General features: G+C 60.2%; 12 protein-coding genes. 9 read left to right on the forward strand and 3 right to left on the reverse strand.

Annotation, left to right across the window (positions count from 1 at the left end; all coding sequences use genetic code 11):
* The first annotated feature begins 83 nt into the window (after window positions 1-83).
* The 9 genes from copC (at window position 84) to BT204_RS07195 (ending at window position 8,688) form a co-directional block, all read left to right on the forward strand.
* Window positions 84-449, forward strand: a complete 366-nt coding sequence (gene copC, locus BT204_RS07155) for a copper homeostasis periplasmic binding protein CopC (RefSeq protein ID WP_034127959.1) — start codon at window positions 84-86, stop codon at window positions 447-449.
* Window positions 450-452: 3 nt separating this feature from the next.
* Window positions 453-1,310 carry a copper homeostasis membrane protein CopD gene (gene copD, locus BT204_RS07160; RefSeq protein ID WP_054917390.1) on the forward strand — a complete coding sequence of 286 codons (858 nt, stop codon included), beginning with the start codon at window positions 453-455 and terminating at the stop codon, window positions 1,308-1,310.
* Between the two features lie 275 nt (window positions 1,311-1,585).
* The gene (locus tag BT204_RS07165) at window positions 1,586-2,848 is read left to right on the forward strand and encodes an OprD family porin (RefSeq protein ID WP_034127961.1); all 1,263 of its coding nucleotides are present in this window, start codon (window positions 1,586-1,588) and stop codon (window positions 2,846-2,848) included.
* A 230-nt stretch (window positions 2,849-3,078) separates the two neighbouring features.
* Window positions 3,079-3,897, forward strand: coding sequence for an NAD-dependent epimerase/dehydratase family protein (locus tag BT204_RS07170; RefSeq protein WP_072446124.1), 819 nt, complete (start codon window positions 3,079-3,081; stop codon window positions 3,895-3,897).
* A 26-nt stretch (window positions 3,898-3,923) separates the two neighbouring features.
* Window positions 3,924-4,799 carry an SMP-30/gluconolactonase/LRE family protein gene (locus BT204_RS07175; RefSeq protein ID WP_054917394.1) on the forward strand — a complete coding sequence of 292 codons (876 nt, stop codon included), beginning with the start codon at window positions 3,924-3,926 and terminating at the stop codon, window positions 4,797-4,799.
* Window positions 4,800-4,844: 45 nt separating this feature from the next.
* Entirely contained in the window at window positions 4,845-5,807 is a 963-nt protein-coding gene (locus tag BT204_RS07180; protein WP_003192291.1) for a TRAP transporter substrate-binding protein, read from the forward strand.
* 65 nt (window positions 5,808-5,872) lie between these two features.
* Window positions 5,873-6,400 carry a TRAP transporter small permease gene (locus tag BT204_RS07185; protein WP_054898249.1) on the forward strand — a complete coding sequence of 176 codons (528 nt, stop codon included), beginning with the start codon at window positions 5,873-5,875 and terminating at the stop codon, window positions 6,398-6,400.
* A gap of 1 nt (window position 6,401) precedes the next feature.
* Window positions 6,402-7,682, forward strand: coding sequence for a TRAP transporter large permease (locus BT204_RS07190; protein WP_032903436.1), 1,281 nt, complete (start codon window positions 6,402-6,404; stop codon window positions 7,680-7,682).
* Window positions 7,683-7,827: 145 nt separating this feature from the next.
* Window positions 7,828-8,688: an aldose 1-epimerase gene (locus tag BT204_RS07195; protein WP_072446126.1), complete on the forward strand. Its 861-nt coding sequence runs from the start codon at window positions 7,828-7,830 to the stop codon at window positions 8,686-8,688.
* Between the two features lie 121 nt (window positions 8,689-8,809).
* On the opposite strand, the gene BT204_RS07205 is transcribed toward BT204_RS07195, so the two are convergent.
* The 3 genes from BT204_RS07205 to BT204_RS07215 form a co-directional block, all read right to left on the reverse strand.
* Complete coding sequence (locus BT204_RS07205) at window positions 8,810-9,955, reverse strand: HlyD family secretion protein (RefSeq protein WP_072446131.1); 1,146 nt, start codon at window positions 9,953-9,955, stop codon at window positions 8,810-8,812.
* Window positions 9,952-11,595, reverse strand: coding sequence for an MFS transporter (locus BT204_RS07210; protein WP_072446134.1), 1,644 nt, complete (start codon window positions 11,593-11,595; stop codon window positions 9,952-9,954). Before BT204_RS07210 ends, BT204_RS07205 begins: the two co-directional genes overlap by 4 nt.
* A 177-nt stretch (window positions 11,596-11,772) precedes the next feature.
* The gene (locus BT204_RS07215) at window positions 11,773-17,046 is read right to left on the reverse strand and encodes an SET domain-containing protein-lysine N-methyltransferase (protein ID WP_072446290.1); all 5,274 of its coding nucleotides are present in this window, start codon (window positions 17,044-17,046) and stop codon (window positions 11,773-11,775) included.
* Window positions 17,047-17,133: the final 87 nt, after the last annotated feature.

Genomic DNA, 17,133 nt, shown 5'->3' on the forward strand with positions numbered 1-17,133 from the left:
TACCACCGGCTCTAGATCGGGGCGACAGGCCAAGCCGAAACTTCGTACACTGCCGGCTCCTATCCTCTGATCGGTATTGAACAATGTTGCTCAAGAAGTCCCTGACCGCTGCTGTCCTGTTCACTGCCCTGCTGGGCGCCTCCACGGCGTTTGCCCACGCCCACCTCAAGAGCGCGGAGCCTGCGGCTGACAGCAAAGTCGCCGCACCCAAAGACCTGCGCCTGACCTTCAGCGAAGGCGTCGAAGCCACCTTCACCAAGGTCTCCCTGAGCAAGGACGGCACCGAAATCGCCATCAAGGGCCTGGAAACTCCGGACGCCGACAAGAAGACACTGGTGGTCACGCCTGCCGCTGCGCTGGCAAACGGCACCTATAAAGTCGAATGGCATGCAGTGTCCGTCGACACTCACAAAAGCGAAGGCACTTACAGCTTCAAGGTCGGCCAATAACCCATGGCAACCCTGCTGGTGCTGTGCCGCTTCCTGCACTTTTGCGTCGTGTTGCTAATGTTCGGGGCCTGGGTATTCAGGCCCTGGCTGCTCGGCGCTCATGTGCAGCCGACACTGGACCGGCAATTGCTACGCATCACCCGTGGCCTGGCCGGCTTGGGGCTGTTCACCGGGGTTGTGTGGTTGCTGTTGATCACCGCCAGCATGGCCGGCAGTTGGGATTCGGCGCTGCAACCGGCCACGGTGCAGTTGGTGCTGGGCAAGACCTTTTTTGGCCAGGTATGGGCCTGGCATCTGCTGCTGAACCTGCTGCTGGTGATCGTGCTGATCAAGCCCTGGCCGGCCTTGCGCTTGCCGCTGCTCGCCCTGCTGCTGGCGACCCTGGCCCCCGTAGGCCATGGCGCCATGCTCGACGGGCTGAGTGGGCGGTTGCTGATCCTTAACCAGGTAGTGCACCTGCTGTGCGTTGGGGCCTGGCTCGGTGGGTTGCTGGTGTTGGTGCTGATCCTCCGGCAGGCGCAAGACCACCACCTGGAGCCGATTCTGCGTCGCTTCAGTGGTGTGGGATATGGCTTGGTCGGCGGCCTGCTGGTAACCGGTCTGATCAACGTGCGCGTGCTCACCGGGCAACTGTGGCCCACGCCGCTGTTCGAGGGCTTCGCCTTGATCCTGCTGATCAAGGTGGGGCTGGTGCTGGGCATGCTGGGGTTGGCGCTGTTGAACCGGTTGCGTATCAAGCGCTGCGAACAACGCCTGGGCAGTTTGAGAGCCAGTGTGATGATGGAGTGGCTGTTGGGCGTTGCAGCAGTGGCTGCGGTTTCCCTGCTTGGCACCCTGCCGCCGATGGTCATGGCTGGCTGAAACCTGCGTTGCAATGCAATCCATGTAGGAGCGAGCTTGCTCGCGAAAAACTCACAGACGCCGCGTTCATTCAGGAAGCACGCGTTATCGTTGACGTTTTCGCGAGCAAGCTCGCTCCTACAGGGGGCGACCGTGCCGCTGCGTTGAATCGTTTCACCCAAGTCATCGTATAACTTCTGCTTGACATGCCCTCAAAACCTCGCAAATATCGCGCTCAATGTTGTACGACAACGTATGACAAATAATAAAAACAACAAAACAAAGGGAGCCTCACTGTGAGTCAATCCGCCCGTCATTCCTGCACTCGCCTGGGCCTTCTCGGTCTCGGCAGCCTGGCCGTCACTCTGCCGCTGGGTGCCAACGCCGAAGGCTTTATCGACGACGCCAAGGCCACGCTCAACCTGCGTAATGCCTACTTCAATCGCAACTTCACCAACCCGACCAACCCCCAGGGCAAGGCCGAAGAGTGGACGCAGAATTTTATCCTTGATGCCAAGTCCGGCTTTACCCAGGGCACGGTCGGTTTCGGGATTGACGTGCTGGGCCTGTATTCGCAAAAGCTTGATGGCGGCAAAGGCACCGCCGGTACCCAACTGTTGCCGGTGCATGACGATGGCCGCCCCGCCGACAATTTCGGGCGTCTGGGTGTCGCGCTGAAAACCAGGCTGTCGAAGACCGAGTTGAAGGTTGGCGAATGGATGCCGGTGCTGCCGATCTTGCGTTCCGATGATGGCCGCTCCCTGCCCCAGACCTTTCGTGGCGGCCAGGTCACCTCCAATGAAATCGCCGGCCTGACGCTCTACGGTGGCCAGTTTCGGGGCAACAGCCCACGCAACGACGCGAGCATGGAAGACATGTTCATGAACGGTAAAGCCGCGTTCACTTCGGACCGTTTCAACTTCGGCGGCGGCGAATACACTTTCAACGACAAACGTACCCAGGTCGGCCTGTGGTACGCCGAACTGACTGATATCTACCAACAGCAGTACCTCAACCTCACCCACAGCCAGCCGCTGGGAGACTGGACCCTGGGCGCCAACCTCGGGTTCTTCAACGGCAAGGAAGACGGCAGCGCCCTGGCCGGCGACCTCGATAACAAGACCCTGTTCGCCCTGCTCTCGGCCAGATACAACGGCCATACCTTCTATGTTGGCCTGCAAAAACTCAGCGGCGACAGCGCCTGGATGCGCATCAACGGCACCAGCGGCGGCACTCTGGCCAACGACAGCTACAACGCCAGCTACGACAACGCCAAGGAAAAGTCCTGGCAGGTGCGCCACGACTTCAACTTTGTGGTGCTCGGCGTTCCGGGGCTGACCCTGATGAACCGCTATATCAGCGGCAGCAATGTACACACCGGGGCGATCACCGACGGCAAGGAGTGGGGGCGTGAGTCGGAGTTGGCCTACACGGTGCAGAGCGGTGCGCTGAAGAACCTCAATGTGAAGTGGCGCAACTCGACCATGCGTCGGGATTTCAGCAATAACGAGTTCGATGAGAACCGGATTTTTATCAGCTATCCGATTTCGTTGTTGTAGTTCCAAAGGCAAATCCGATCTCTAAGGTGCCACCTATCCATGTGGGAGCTGGCTTGCCTGCGATAGCGGTGGGTCAGTTACCACATCCTTTTCAGACTCACCGCTATCGCAGGCAAGCCAGCTCCCACCTTTGATCTCATGTGCCTGGAAGGACGTTGACAACACCAGGAATCCCTAACACTATTTCCCCATAGTCATACGACAACCTACAACAAAAATCTGGAAGGCCCATGACCACCACCACCCCCGCTCCCTTCAACCGTCTGTTGCTCACTGGTGCCGCCGGCGGCCTGGGCAAGGTCCTGCGTGAACGCATGCGTCCTTATGCCCAGGTGCTGCGCCTTTCGGATATCACTGAAATGGCCCCCGCCACTGACGCTCGCGAAGAGGTACACATCTGCGACCTGGCCGACAAACACGCCGTGCATCAGTTGGTAGAGGGCGTCGACGCCATCCTGCACTTTGGCGGCGTTTCGGTGGAGCGCTCGTTCGAAGAGGTGCTGGGCGCGAACATCAGCGGCATTTTCCATATCTACGAAGCGGCCCGCCGCCACGGGGTCAAGCGGGTGATCTTCGCCAGCTCCAATCACGTGATCGGTTTCTACAAACAGGGCGAGCAACTCGACGCCCATTCCCCGCGCCGCCCGGACAGTTACTACGGCCTGTCCAAGTCTTACGGCGAAGACATGGCCAGTTTCTACTTCGACCGTTATGGCATCGAGACCGTGAGCATCCGTATCGGCTCCTCGTTCCCGCAACCGCAGAACCGCCGGATGATGCACACCTGGCTGAGTTTCGACGACCTGACACAACTGCTCGAACGCGCGCTGTACACGCCCAACGTCGGCCATACCGTGGTGTACGGCATGTCGGCCAACCTCGACACCTGGTGGGACAACCGCTACGCCGCGCACCTGGGCTTTGCCCCCAAAGACAGCTCCGAAGTGTTCCGCGCCCAGGTCGAAGCCCAACCGCCCGTGGCCGCCGATGACCCGGCCAAGGTCTACCAGGGCGGTGCGTTCTGCGCGGCGGGGCCGTTCGGTGACTGAGTGCCCCGCAACCCAAGGGAATGACCATGACTGCTGAACTGATTGTCGATGCCCGCAATGCGGTGGGCGAATGCCCGGTGTGGGTGCCCGAAGAAAACGCCCTGTATTGGGTAGATATCCCCAACGGCGGCCTGCAACGCTGGAACGCCGCCACCGGCCATCTGGCGGCGTGGAAAGCCCCAGAGATGCTCGCCTGTATTGCGCGCACCCAGGCAGGCAATTGGGTCGCTGGCATGCAAACCGGCTTCTTCCAACTCACGCCCCACAACGACGGCAGCCTCGACACCGTGCCGCTGGCCAGCATCGAGCATTCGCGCAAGGACATGCGTTTGAACGATGGCCGCTGCGATCGCCAGGGCCGTTTCTGGGCCGGCAGCATGGTGCTGGACATGGGCTTGAATGCCGCCGAAGGCGTCCTTTATCGCTATGGGTCCGGGGCTGCGCCCCACGCGCTACTGGAGGGGTTCATCACCCTCAACGGCCTGGCCTTCAGCCCCGATGGTCGCACGATGTACGCTTCCGATTCGCACCCGAAGGTACAAAAGGTCTGGGCGTTCGACTACGACATCGAGACCGGCACGCCGTCCAATCGCCGCCTGTTCATTGATATGAACGACTTCCCCGGGCGTCCCGACGGTGCAGCCGTGGACGCCGAGGGCGGATACTGGATATGCGCCAACGACGCCGGGTTGGTTCACCGTTTCACCCCGGACGGTCGCCTGGACCGCTCCCTGAGCGTGCCCGTGAAAAAACCCACCATGTGCGCCTTCGGTGGCAGCCGCCTGGACACTCTGTACGTCACCTCCATCCGCGACGACCCGAGTGAACAGTCGCTGTCTGGTGGCGTGTTCGCCCTCAACCCCGGCGTCCAAGGACTGCCCGAACCCCGCTTCATCGTTTAATCGCTGTGCCTTGAATACAACAATAACAAGACAGGAGTGACTTCCATGGACTTCAAACGCACCTTGCTCGCCGCTGCAATCTTCACCCTCAGCAGCGCAGCCCACGCGCTGGAAATCAAGTTCGCCGACATCCACCCCGCTGGCTACCCCACCGTTGTCGCAGAAGAAAACATGGGCAAGGCCCTGACCAAGGCGAGCAACGGCGAGCTGACCTTCAAGTATTTCCCCGGCGGTGTGCTGGGCTCCGAGAAGGAAGTGGTCGAACAGGCCCAGGTCGGCGCCGTGCAAATGACCCGCGTCAGCCTCGGCATCGTCGGCCCGGTGGTGCCGGACGTGAACGTGTTCAACCTGCCGTTCGTATTCCGCGACCAGGCGCATATGCGCAAGGTCATCGATGGCGAGATTGGCGACGAGATCCTCGCCAAGATCACCAACTCCGAGTTCGGCCTGGTGGCCCTGGCCTGGATGGATGGCGGCACGCGCAATCTCTATACCAAGAAACCGGTGCGCAAGATCGAAGACCTCAAGGGCATGAAGATCCGCGTGCAAGGCAACCCGATTTTCATCGAAGCCTTCAACGCCATGGGCGCCAACGGCATTGCCATGGACACCGGCGAGATCTTCAGCGCCCTGCAGACCGGGGTCATCGACGGCGCGGAAAACAACCCGCCGACCTTGCTGGAACACAACCACTTCCAGAACGCCAAGTACTACACGCTCACCGAACACCTGATCCTGCCTGAACCCATCGTGATGTCGAAAATCACCTGGAACAAGCTCGACCCCGCCCAGCAGGACATGGTCAAGGCCGCCGCCAAGGCCGCCCAGGCTGATGAGCGCGTGCTCTGGGACGCCAAGTCCGCCAGCAGTGAAGAGAAACTCAAGAAGGCCGGCGTGGAGTTCATCACTGTCGACAAAAAGCCCTTCTATGAGGCCACTGCGGCGGTGCGTGCCAAATACGGTGCGCCGTATGCGGACATGATCAAGCGCATCGACGCGGTTCAATAACCTCCCCTGCCCCTGCATAAGGCCCGGCGCGGTCGGCATCGACGCGCCCGGTCACGGTGAACGCCATGAAGACTTTACTGCTGCGCTTCAATGACCGCCTTTACATGACCTGCATCTGGGTAGCCGGTCTTTCCGTCCTGGGGGTCGCCTTGATCATTCCCTGGGGTATCTTCACCCGCTACGCCCTCGGCACCGGTTCCAGCTGGCCGGAGCCCACCGCCATCCTGCTGATGCTGGTGTTCACCTTTATCGGCGCCGCTGCCAGTTATCGTGCCGGTGCGCACATGTCGGTAGCGATGATCACTGACCGCTTGCCGCCTGTCCAACGCCGCCTCGTCGGCATCCTCTCGCAACTGCTGATGGGCACCATCTGCGTGTTCATGACGATTTGGGGCACCAAGCTGTGCCTGTCCACCTGGAACCAATTCATGAGCGCCATCCCTACCCTGCGCGTAGGCATCACCTATATGCCGATCCCGATTGGCGGCGTGCTGACCCTGGTGTTCGTGGTCGAAAAGCTGCTGCTCGGTGATCAGAGCAACCGCAAGGTGGTGCGTTTCGATCTGGTTGAAGAAAACGAAGGGGCCGCCTGATATGGACGCATTGATTCTGTTGGGCAGCTTTGTTGTATTGATTCTGATCGGCATGCCGGTGGCCTATGCATTGGGGCTGTCGGCGCTGATTGGCGCGTGGTGGATCGACATCCCGTTCCAGGCCCTGATGATTCAGATTGCCGGTGGGGTGAACAAGTTTTCGCTGATGGCGATTCCGTTCTTCGTGCTGGCCGGGGCGATCATGGCCGAGGGCGGTATGTCGCGGCGCCTGGTGGCCTTTGCCGGGGTGCTGGTGGGCTTTGTGCGTGGCGGGCTGTCCCTGGTCAACATCATGGCTTCGACGTTTTTTGGCGCGATTTCCGGCTCATCCGTGGCCGATACCGCCTCGGTCGGCTCGGTGCTGATTCCGGAAATGGAACGGCGGGGTTATCCGCGCGAATTCGCCACCGCCGTGACCGTCAGCGGTTCGGTGCAGGCGCTGCTGACGCCGCCCAGCCATAACTCGGTGCTGTACTCCCTGGCGGCAGGCGGCACCGTCTCCATCGCCTCGCTGTTCATGGCCGGTGTGGTGCCGGGCCTGTTAATGAGCGCGTGCCTGATGGTGCTCTGCCTGATCTTCGCGAAAAAGCGCGACTACCCCAAAGGCGAAGTCATCCCCTTGAAGCAGGCGCTGAAGATCGCCGCCGATGCGCTCTGGGGCTTGATGGCCATGGTGATCATCCTGGGCGGCATCCTCTCGGGCATCTTCACCGCCACCGAGTCGGCGGCGATTGCGGTGTTGTGGGCATTCTTCGTGACCATGTTCATCTACCGCGACTACAAATGGCGCGAGCTGCCCAAGCTGATGCATCGCACGGTGCGCACCATTTCCATCGTGATGATCCTGATCGCTTTCGCCGCCAGCTTCGGCTACATCATGACCCTGATGCAGATCCCGGCGAAGATCACCACGCTGTTCCTGACCCTGTCGGACAACCGCTACGTGATCCTGATGTGCATCAACGTCATGCTGTTGTTGCTCGGCACGGTGATGGACATGGCGCCGCTGATTCTGATCCTCACGCCTATCCTGATGCCGGTGATCCTGGGCATCGGCGTCGACCCGGTCCACTTCGGCATGATCATGCTGGTGAACCTGGGTATCGGCCTGATTACCCCGCCGGTGGGCGCGGTGCTGTTCGTCGGCGCGGCGGTGGGCAAGACCAGTATCGAGAAAACCGTAAAGGCCCTGCTGCCGTTTTATGCGGTGTTGTTCTTGGTGCTGATTGCGGTGACCTACGTTCCGGCGTTGTCGCTGTGGTTGCCCCACTTGGTGCTGTAAAGGCAAACCAATGTGGGAGCTGGCTTGCCTGCGATAGCGATCTGTCAGTCAACGCATTCGTGACTGATACACCGCTATCGCAGGCAAGCCAGCTCCCACAGTTGAATCCTCAGTGTTTGTTTTGACTTCACTAGGCAGGTCAATCGTGATTGAGCTTTCGGATCAATTCACCCATCTGGTGCTCGCCCCCGCCATCGGCGGCAGCCTCGTCAACTGGACGGTACGCGACACCGGGCAACCGCTGTTGCGGCACAGCGACAAGCACGCGATCAATACCGGGCTGCCGGGCAAGCTAGGCTGCTATCCATTAGCGCCCTGGTCCAACCGCATCGCCCACGGCGGCTTCGACAACCCCGATGGCTGGCTGGCACTGGCACCCAATAGCCTCACTGACCCTTTTCCGATTCACGGTTCGGCCTGGCAGCAGGCATGGCAGGTGACAAGCCAGTCAGAACATGAAGTGGTGTTGGAGCTGCGCTGCGAAACGCCCTTCGCCTATCACGCCCGCCAGCGGTTTCGCTTGAACAGCGGTGAGTTGAATATCCAATTGTGTGTAACTCACTTGGCCGAGCAACCCGCCTGGCATGGGCTGGGCTTGCATCCGTACTTGCCGCGCCGGCCGGGTACGCGGCTGCAGGCCAAGGCTAGGCAAGTGTGGATGAGTGATGCAGCCAAGCTGCCCACAAGGCTGGAACCTGTTACCGAAGCCTGGGATTTCCGGCAACTCAAAGGATTGCCAGAGGGGCTGGTGGACAACGGCTTTTGCGGCTGGGATGGGCACTGCGTGATCGAACAACCGGAGCTTGGCTACCGCCTCGAATGCCAGGCCAGCGGCGCCGATTACTTCCTGCTGTACTGCCCGCCGGGGTTGGAGTTTTTCTGCATCGAGCCGGTGAGCCATCCGGTGAATGCCCATCACCTGGCGGGCAAGCCTGGCCTGAAGCTGCTGGAGCAAGGCCAGTCAACCCACCTGGCATTCAACCTGAAATACACTCCAAATGCCTGAACTGTAGGAGCGAGCTTGCTCGCGAAAAACTCACAGGCGCCGCGTTCATTCAGAAAACACGCGTTATCGTTGACGTTTTTCGCGAGCAAGCTCGCTCCTACAGTCAGAGGATGCGTCAACGTCAGGGTGGGCTGTTTTTCAGGCGCCCTGCCGTATCGATACTCACCACCACCGACAACCCCGGCCGCAAGCGCTCACTCTCGGCTTGATCCGGATCCACGGTGATGCGCACGGGCACCCGCTGGGCGATCTTGACGAAGTTGCCGGTGGCGTTGTCCGCCTGCAACAGGCTGAACTCGGAACCGGTGGCCGGGGAAATATGCTGCACCGTGCCATGGAATTTGCGGTGGTTCAGCGCATCCACGGTGAACGTCACCGGCTGGCCGACCTGCACATTGTCCATCTGGGTTTCTTTCATATTGGCAATCACCCACAACTGCTTGGGCACCAGCGCCATCAGTTGCGCGCCGGAATTGACGTAGGCGCCGAGGCGCACGCCGATCTGCCCGAGCTGACCATCCCGTGGCGCCGTGATGCGTGTATTGGACAGGTCAATGCGCGCCAACTCCACCGCCGCCTCGGCACTCGCGACAGCTGCCTCCAGGGAGCCGCGGTTGACGATTACCGTCTGCAAATCCTGGCGGGCGATTTCCAGGCTGGCCTGGGCCTGGGCCACGGCAGCGATGGTCTGTGCGTTGGCCGCACGGGTCACGTCCAGTTCGCGTTTGGACACCGAACCGTCACTGATCAACTCTTCATTGCGGCGCAAATCCGCAGTGCTCTTGCGTGCCTGGGCCTGGCTGTCGACCAATGCGGCCTGGCGCAGCTTGATGGTCGCTTCGGCGCTGTTGCGTTGCTGCACCACGTTGGCCAACGAGGCCTTCTGCACCGCCAGTTGCGCCAGGGCCTGGTCGAGGCGTTGCTTGTAGATACGGTCATCCAGGCGCACCAGCAAGTCTCCGGTCTTGACGTACTGGAAGTCCTGCACCGGCACTTCGAACACATAGCCGCTGAGCTGCGGGCCGATAATCGTCACCTGCCCACGCACCAAAGCGTTCTCGGTGGTTTCCACCGCACTGCTGAACGGCGGCAGTTGCCAGGCGTACAGCACGATCAGCACACCGATGATGGCGATGGCGGCAAAGCCCAGGGACGAGACGATACGCACGCGCAAGGGCCGCAATTGGGTAGGCACCGCGCCCGGGGGCGTGCTGCCTTCCGGCGTGGCGGCGATGGCGGTCGTGGTGGTGGTTGAAGGTTCAGTCATGAAGTTGCGCCGCTGGGTTGAACAGGAGGAATTGCCTTGGTGGTGCTCATCAACCACAGGCTACGGGTGAAGATCCACAGCATGGTCAGGATCGCGATAATCGCGATCAGCATGAAGACATCGTTGTAAGCCATGACGTTCGCCTCGCGGGTGGCCGCCGTGGCCAGGCTGCGGATGCCCATGAGGTTGCGCAGTTCCGGGTCAGCGACGATCTTGCCATAGGCCGCCCCACCACTCTGCACACGCGCCGCCACAAGCGGGTCAATCAGGGTCAGGTGCTCGACGATCATGCTCGAATGGTACTTCTCGCGCACGATCTGGAAGGTGCCTAGCAACGCCGCACCGATCAGGCCGCCGAGGTTCTGGCAGATCCCGAACATCACCGAGAAGCTCACCAGGTTGCGCGGGTTGGTGAGTACGTTTTTGGTGCCCAGCACCATGGTCGGCCCCAGGAAGAACGTACCGCCGAAGCCTAGCAGGAACTGGCTGATATAGAGGTTCTGCGGACGGGTGAGGTTGCTGGAAAAACTGTCCATCACCGAACCGGTCGCCATCAGCGCCAGGGAAATGATCAGCGGCATCAGCAAATGCGCCGGGTTGATCGTCAGCGCGCTGACCACCAGCCCGGCAATCGCCCCGGCCAGCATCACCACGTACAGGGTGTGCATCTGCTGGTAGCTCATGTTCAACATCTGCATGAACCCCACCGCACCGGTGGATTGCTCGGACAGCACCATGCGAATCAGCACCACCGCCAACGCCAGGCGGATCATCACGCCGCTGCCCAGCCAGCGCGTCATCAGCATCGGGTTGCTGCGGTTATGCTCGATGGCGAGCCCCGCCATGATCAGCACCAGGGAACAGGCCGAGGCTACGCCGATCCACGGCGCTTCCAGCCACCAGTCGATGCGCCCAAGGGACAGCACCGCACAGAGCAAGGCCACGCCGCTGGCGAGGATGGCGAAGGTGAGAAAATCGAGTTTTTCAAAGGTCTTGAAGCGATCGCCCGGCGGCAGCTTGAGCAGGAACACGCAGCCCAGGCAGATCAGCGCCAGGCCCAGTTCGAACAAATACAGCCCGCGCCATTCGGCAATTTGCAGCAAGTCTTCGGAAAACAGCCGCGCGAGGGGCAGCGCCAACTGCGCGGTACCCAGCCCCAACACCAAAGCTTTCAAACGCCACTTGGCCGGGAATGCCTGGATCATGTAGTACAAGCCCAACGAACTCAGCGCCGCACCCACCATGCCATGGGCGGCCCGTACCGCAATCGCCGAACTGAGGTCATTGACGAACAAGTGGCCGAAGGTCACCAGCGCGTAAAGCACCAGGAACACCTCGGTAAACGCGCGCAGGCCGAACTGTTGGCGAAACTTTACCAGCAGCAGGTTCATGCACACGTTAGTCATTACATAGGCGGCGGGCAGCCAGGCCATTTCCGCGGTGGTCGCGCCCAGGGCGCCTTGCAGGTATTGCAGGTTGGCGATGACCAGGGCGTTACCCAAGCCGCCGGTGATTGCCACCAGCACGCCGACCAGCGCGAAAAGCCAGCGCTTATGCGTAGGATGCAGCGGCGTCGACGGCGAGCCAGGCAGGCTCGGCCGCTCGTGGGGTTGCCAGGTGTGGGGGGTGTATTTATCCATTCGGTGACCTTGGTAAGCCGGGGTGCAAGGCCGGTGAATCCGTTATACAGAGGAACAGTAACCTGAGAGGCGTTCATGTTGCCATCTTGAGGACGCAATTGATCGTCAATGGGGCACAGTCAAATGGCGCCCACTGCCCGGCATCATTTGTCTTGCCCCTTCGCCCAGCGCTTGAACTCAGCGATCAGGGTCCGGCTTGATCGCTATATCAGGCACCGGCTTATAGAACGGTCCATAGTCCAGCAGTAGCTCCTCGCCTCTCTTGATGTCCTTGAGCGCCACATAGAACGTCAGGTTTTTCCCGACCGCGATGGACACGACATTGTTGGACATCCACGCAGGCCCCTCGCCCAGTTGCGAGGTATTGATCAGGCTCAGGGTGTTGCCAGTGTGCAGGCCGCTCACCGTCCGGGTACCCGAGCGCGTACCGAACAGGTAAGTCATTACAGCTCGCGAACCTTGCTTGCGCTGCTCCTCGAACAGTGACGCTTCGTCTGCATGGTATTTGCCTGCATAAGGGCCAAGCACTTCAAATTGGGGGATATCGCGCCGCGCCCATACCGAAGCGCCGCGAGCCGGCCCCCCATCGTCCAACGGCGTGACCACCTCCAGGGCATCGTCAAATCGGGTCTGATGCTGGCCTTCGGTGCGCAGCCAGTCTTTGATCGACGCCTTGATCTGTGCTGAAACCCTCGCCTTAGTCGGGCTATCAAGCCCATCGAGCACGCCATTCCAGTGGGAGATGCGGATGTCATCGATCGGGCCTTCGAGTGATTGGGTCAAGCTGATTCTGGGGTTCACCGGGTCCTGCAGAATCGGCAGCGTGTTGTCGATCTGATGACGAGGCAATGTTGGGAAATCGCTGGGTTCAACCTTGATCACCACGGGCGGGACTGTCGAAGCGGGGGCTGGGGCCTCCAGGCCTTGCGTTGTGCCGGCGCCGACCTTTGATGGTGGCGGGTCCAAGGGCTCTGATGCGGGGCGTTTTCGTGGGGTATCCGTAACCGATTGCCCAGGAACGGGGCGCGGCCCAGTGCCTTGCTGTAACCGTCCCAGACGTTGCGAGGCGTTCGCTGTAAACGAGCCGTCCGCTCTCACGTACTTACTCCAGAGGTCTGGACTAAGCCTGTGCTGTTGCACAAACTGCGCCTGCGTGACGGAGTTGTCTGCGCTCTCGGCAAGCGCTTGCCACTGGCGCAAAAGGTCACCGGTAATCCTGCGATAGGCGCCATCGGTTACATTCTTCATCAGGGCTTCGCCGGCCGCCGACAGGCCACCATCAGGACGGACATACGCTCTGAACGAATGCACACTCAGGTTATGCTGAACGGCGAACCCCTCCATGGTCATGGTCTCACGCGCCTGCTGAGTCAGCTTTTGCCACCTATCGATATGCGTTTCGGTCACCCTGCCCGCCGCCATGTTGGCAGAGCGGTCGCGCACCGTCACACCGGCAGGGCTCAGTTTGCCGTCAGGCTGCACGTAATACTCAAAGGTTCTCGGGGATAGATGTTTCTGGCGAGCAAAGCCCCTGCGTGTAAGGCTTCGTTGCTGCGCGGGCGGCAACGCCTCCCACTCGCGCAAATGCCCAGCCGTGATCAACTCCATGCGCGCCCTGGGAACATGGGTGATCGGGCCCAGTGCGGCGCGCTCAAGGCGTTCGCTGGCGGTCTTTTTCAAGGAACCATCAGCGTTGACCCAGTCTCTCCAAGTGGCTGGATGGAGCCCGTTCTCGCTTGTGAACTGCGCTTGCGTGATCGCATTATTCGGGTCCTCGAAATAGGCTTTCCACTGGCGAAGGTGGTCGTCGGTAATCTTGTTAGGGGCAATACCGACCACCCTGTCCATCAGTTCTCTACCGACCGGCCCCAATGTACCGTCTCGCCGCACATGGGTTTTGAACGAGCCTGGATTAACGTGATAAAGCTCGGCAAACCCCTCGAGCGTCATTTCGTCACGCTCCGTCTGTGGCATGTCTTGCCAATCACGGATATGGGTTTCAGTCACGGTATAAAATGGCGTATTGGGTGCACGGTCGCGCACCGCCACGCCGATAGCGGTCAACTGACCATCTGGTTTTACATAGCGATTGAACACTTTCGGGTGCAGATGTTGCTGCCGGGCGAAGCCTGCGGGGGTAAGGCTTTGCTGCTGCTCCAATGATAACGCCTGCCAAGCGCGCAAATGATCGGCCATGGGGGTCTGGGCCTGAACAGCGGACGCCCGTGCGGCGCTTTGCAGTGCGCGTTCCAGACGCTGCGCGCCCGCCCCCTTCAACGAGCCGTCCGCGTTGACGTACTGCGCCCAGCTACGTTGGCTGAGCCCGTGCTGGCTCACGAACTGCGCTGACGTCAATGAGTTGCCTGGTTGCCTGAAAAGCTCATCCCACTGGCGTAAATGATCATCGGTAATCTGGTTACTTTTGGTGGGAACAGAGGAGTTGATCAGCGTTTCCCCGCGGGTCATCAGGGTACCGTCCTTGCGCGCATACGTTTTGAACGTACCCGGCCGAAGGTTATGAAGAACAGCAAACCCCTCCTGGGTCATTTCGTCACGCTGCGCCTGGGTCATGTTTTTCCACTCACGCACATGCGTTTCGGTCACCTTTGCGGTGAATGCGTTGGCAGGGCGATCACGCACGAGCACGCCGCTATCGGTTAACTGACCGTCTGGCTTTACGAAAAACTCAAAGGTTTTCTGTGTGAGTTTATTCTGCTTGGCAAAGCCCTTTCGGGTCAGCCTTATCTGCTCCTGCGGCGACAAGGCCTCCCAGGCCTTCAAGTGCTCAGCAGTGATCTGCCCGCCGCCGGGTGCCCCCAGGCGTTGCCATTCGTCGCCCTGTACATGCTGGACCAACAACTCGGTTTGCCGGTTGTTGTGATAAACCCGGGCCTGCACGGTGCCGTCTTCCGTGCGCGACACCTGGCGCACCTCATACACCGCTGTGTCACCGTTGCTGTCGGTATGGCGTATGTGCGAGGAGTGCCCATCGGCTGCCACATATACGCCCTGGCTGTTGCGTGTGAGCCCTGCGATTTTGGATTCAGGCACTTTGAAGTGCCCGAACAGCTCATGGCTCAGCTCACTTGGCCCATCGAAGCTCGCAGTGTCCACCTCACCGTCGACAGCCTGGGTTGCGGCCTTGAACTCATCGAGCGGGCCGCCATAAGGCCGCATCGCGTCGGCATCGAATGCATACCACTTGCCACCCTTGAGCACCGCGGCCCCCTCCACCGTCTGGCCTGCCACCTTCACGGTGCCGGTTGCGGCGGCCTCGTACTGTTTGCTGATCGCCTTCAACACGTCATAACTGCCGGTGGCGCCCCTGAGCTTGTTGACGGCCTTGACGCCTTTGGACAATACATAGAGACCAGCGCTACCCACCAACCTGGGCAAATCGCCCACCCCGCCGACGGGGTTGAGTACGTCAATGGCCGCCACGCCGATGACCTTGACCGCCCGCAATGCCTTGGCCCCGGCAGACAACGCAGAACGGCCGACCTTGAGCAACTTTCCTGCGGTGGCGGTGCCGGCGGTAAGAAAACCGAATACATCCAGCAAGAGGTCAAAAGCACCCGCGCCATACTGCCCGTTCTGAAAATTGACAATGGCGGACCTGAACGGGATCAGGTTCAACAAAAACTCGCTCAGCTGTGCGTTCGCCTTGTCCAAGGCGGTTTGCCCACGGGCCTGCTGTTTGATAGCGGGATCGTCGAGGTCCAAGTGTTCGACAAACGCCGTGGCAATCCCATGGGATCGAGCGCTGGTAAAGCTATCCCAAGGCGCGTTATTCAGCGGTCGCTCACGTCCCAGATCATCGGCTTTATGGCTGGGCGTGAATACTTTGGTCGTCGAAACCTTGTTGCCATCCCTGTCTTCCTTAACCTTTGTACTGTAAAGGCTCGTCTTTTCAATCGTGCCTTTGTTGAAGTCGATGACGTAGGCGTGCGACGTGCCTTGCAGCTCGGTTTTGACCAGCAGCCCCGGTTCATTTTGAGCATACGTATTATTGAAATGCCCATCCATGACGTATGAGCCTTCCTGGAAAAAACTGACCTTTCCAAACTCGAAATGCTTGCGATCCTGTAAGGGCAGTTGCGAGATCATGTGCCTGACCGTTGTATTGACGGCGACCTTTTTTTCCTCCATTGCACGGCTGAACTGCCGTTCGAATTCTGCCGGCACGCCAAATTGCCGATTGGCGTTCAAACTCGTTAGTGCCCTTTGCAGGTCGTTGCCCTTGAGTGAGCTGCTGGGTTCGTGCGCCTTGAAAGGCCGGGACTCCAGCCAGTCGTCCATGGCGACATCCAAGAGCGAAATACCTCCCCCTTCAATCTTCACGTAGTGCTGATCGACAGCAAATACTTTCTCCTCGAAAAACGCGCCAAGGTCGCCAAATCGCTCCTTGAGCTTGGTCAGGGCGATCTCTTTTCGCGTGGGCAATGCCTTATCCAGTGCATGGGAGGCAGTGAGCCGGGTGTCCAGCTGGGCGTTGAATGCGGCCCTTGCCGATTCAAGTTGCGCGGGTGGATAGTCGCCATTCTGTCTTTTTGTAAGAACGCCACTGGCCACGGCCCAGTCCAGCAATGCCACCGTCTCTGCCGCTTGGGTAACTCCTGGGTCAACCCGCCGTGCTTCTTGCGCCTCGCTCATGACCTGGGCAAACGTCATGCCGGGGACTTTGCCCGGCGTCTGCGCCTCAATCGTCATCGCAGCAATCGCCAGGCTGGCCCATGCCTGGCTGCCGACTTTCACCGTCGCAGGAATGTCTTTGATCAGAAACTGCGGCGCCGACTTGGCCAGCAACAGGTACGCGCCGACACTTGCCAGTGCAGCGCTGGTTTTGCCAGTACGACTCAAATGTTCGGCCAAGCCAGCCATCACCGTGGCTGCGTGGTGTCCCCCATGCGTGTCACCGCCCAGATCAAACCCGGCGACGCTGTTGCAATCGGGTGCGGTGATCGACTCAGGGTCCATCTGCAGTGCGATAGCGGCCAGTAGGTAATCGCTCGCGCTGCTTTCGCTGTCAATGCCCTGCATTGTTTGCTGCAGCGCGTTGCCCATCCGTTGCCCTTGCGGGGAATTGACCAGCGCTTCGAGTATTTTGGCCGGGTCGCTCCCCACTTCTGCCGGCAGCGGCTGGCGATACCGCAGAAACTCCAGTACGCCACCCTTGGTTTGCATCACCAGCGGCTGGTCGCCCAAAGGGTGTGCGTAATTCATCGTCGCAAGGCGCAAGCGCCGCTGCTCGTCTGCACTCAAGGGATTTGGCCAGGATAATGCCCCGCCCAAATGGCCCAGTGAGAAGACAGGACTGTTGGGTAATGGCAAATTCTGGCTGGGACGCTGGGGCGTCAACGACGGTTCAAGGTCATCGGCCACAAGCGGTGGCCGTTTTTCAGCTGCTGCCAAGGGAAGCGAAAAATGCGTATGTGCTGCGGTAATTGTCATAAAGCGCCTGTGCATAGTCGAAGAATCATCCAGGCAAAAGCGCGTTTCGGCGCTTGCGGCCGTTCACTGAGTGTCAGCGCTCAATGA

This window comes from Pseudomonas sp. NFPP02 (genome assembly GCF_900119355.1).
Taxonomy (GTDB): Bacteria; Pseudomonadota; Gammaproteobacteria; order Pseudomonadales; family Pseudomonadaceae; genus Aquipseudomonas; species Aquipseudomonas paracarnis.

Excerpts from the sequence above, each read along its gene's own strand:
- copC (WP_034127959.1), top strand. The coding sequence starts at position 84 with ATGTTGCTCAAGAAGTCCCTGACCGCTGCTGTCCTGTTCACTGCCCTG.
- copD (WP_054917390.1), top strand. The coding sequence starts at position 453 with ATGGCAACCCTGCTGGTGCTGTGCCGCTTCCTGCACTTTTGCGTCGTG.
- BT204_RS07170 (WP_072446124.1), top strand. The coding sequence starts at position 3,079 with ATGACCACCACCACCCCCGCTCCCTTCAACCGTCTGTTGCTCACTGGT.
- BT204_RS07175 (WP_054917394.1), top strand. The coding sequence starts at position 3,924 with ATGACTGCTGAACTGATTGTCGATGCCCGCAATGCGGTGGGCGAATGC.
- BT204_RS07180 (WP_003192291.1), top strand. The coding sequence starts at position 4,845 with ATGGACTTCAAACGCACCTTGCTCGCCGCTGCAATCTTCACCCTCAGC.
- BT204_RS07185 (WP_054898249.1), top strand. The coding sequence starts at position 5,873 with ATGAAGACTTTACTGCTGCGCTTCAATGACCGCCTTTACATGACCTGC.
- BT204_RS07190 (WP_032903436.1), top strand. The coding sequence starts at position 6,402 with ATGGACGCATTGATTCTGTTGGGCAGCTTTGTTGTATTGATTCTGATC.
- BT204_RS07205 (WP_072446131.1), bottom strand. The coding sequence starts at position 9,955 with ATGACTGAACCTTCAACCACCACCACGACCGCCATCGCCGCCACGCCG.
- BT204_RS07210 (WP_072446134.1), bottom strand. The coding sequence starts at position 11,595 with ATGGATAAATACACCCCCCACACCTGGCAACCCCACGAGCGGCCGAGC.
- BT204_RS07215 (WP_072446290.1), bottom strand. The coding sequence starts at position 17,046 with ATGACAATTACCGCAGCACATACGCATTTTTCGCTTCCCTTGGCAGCA.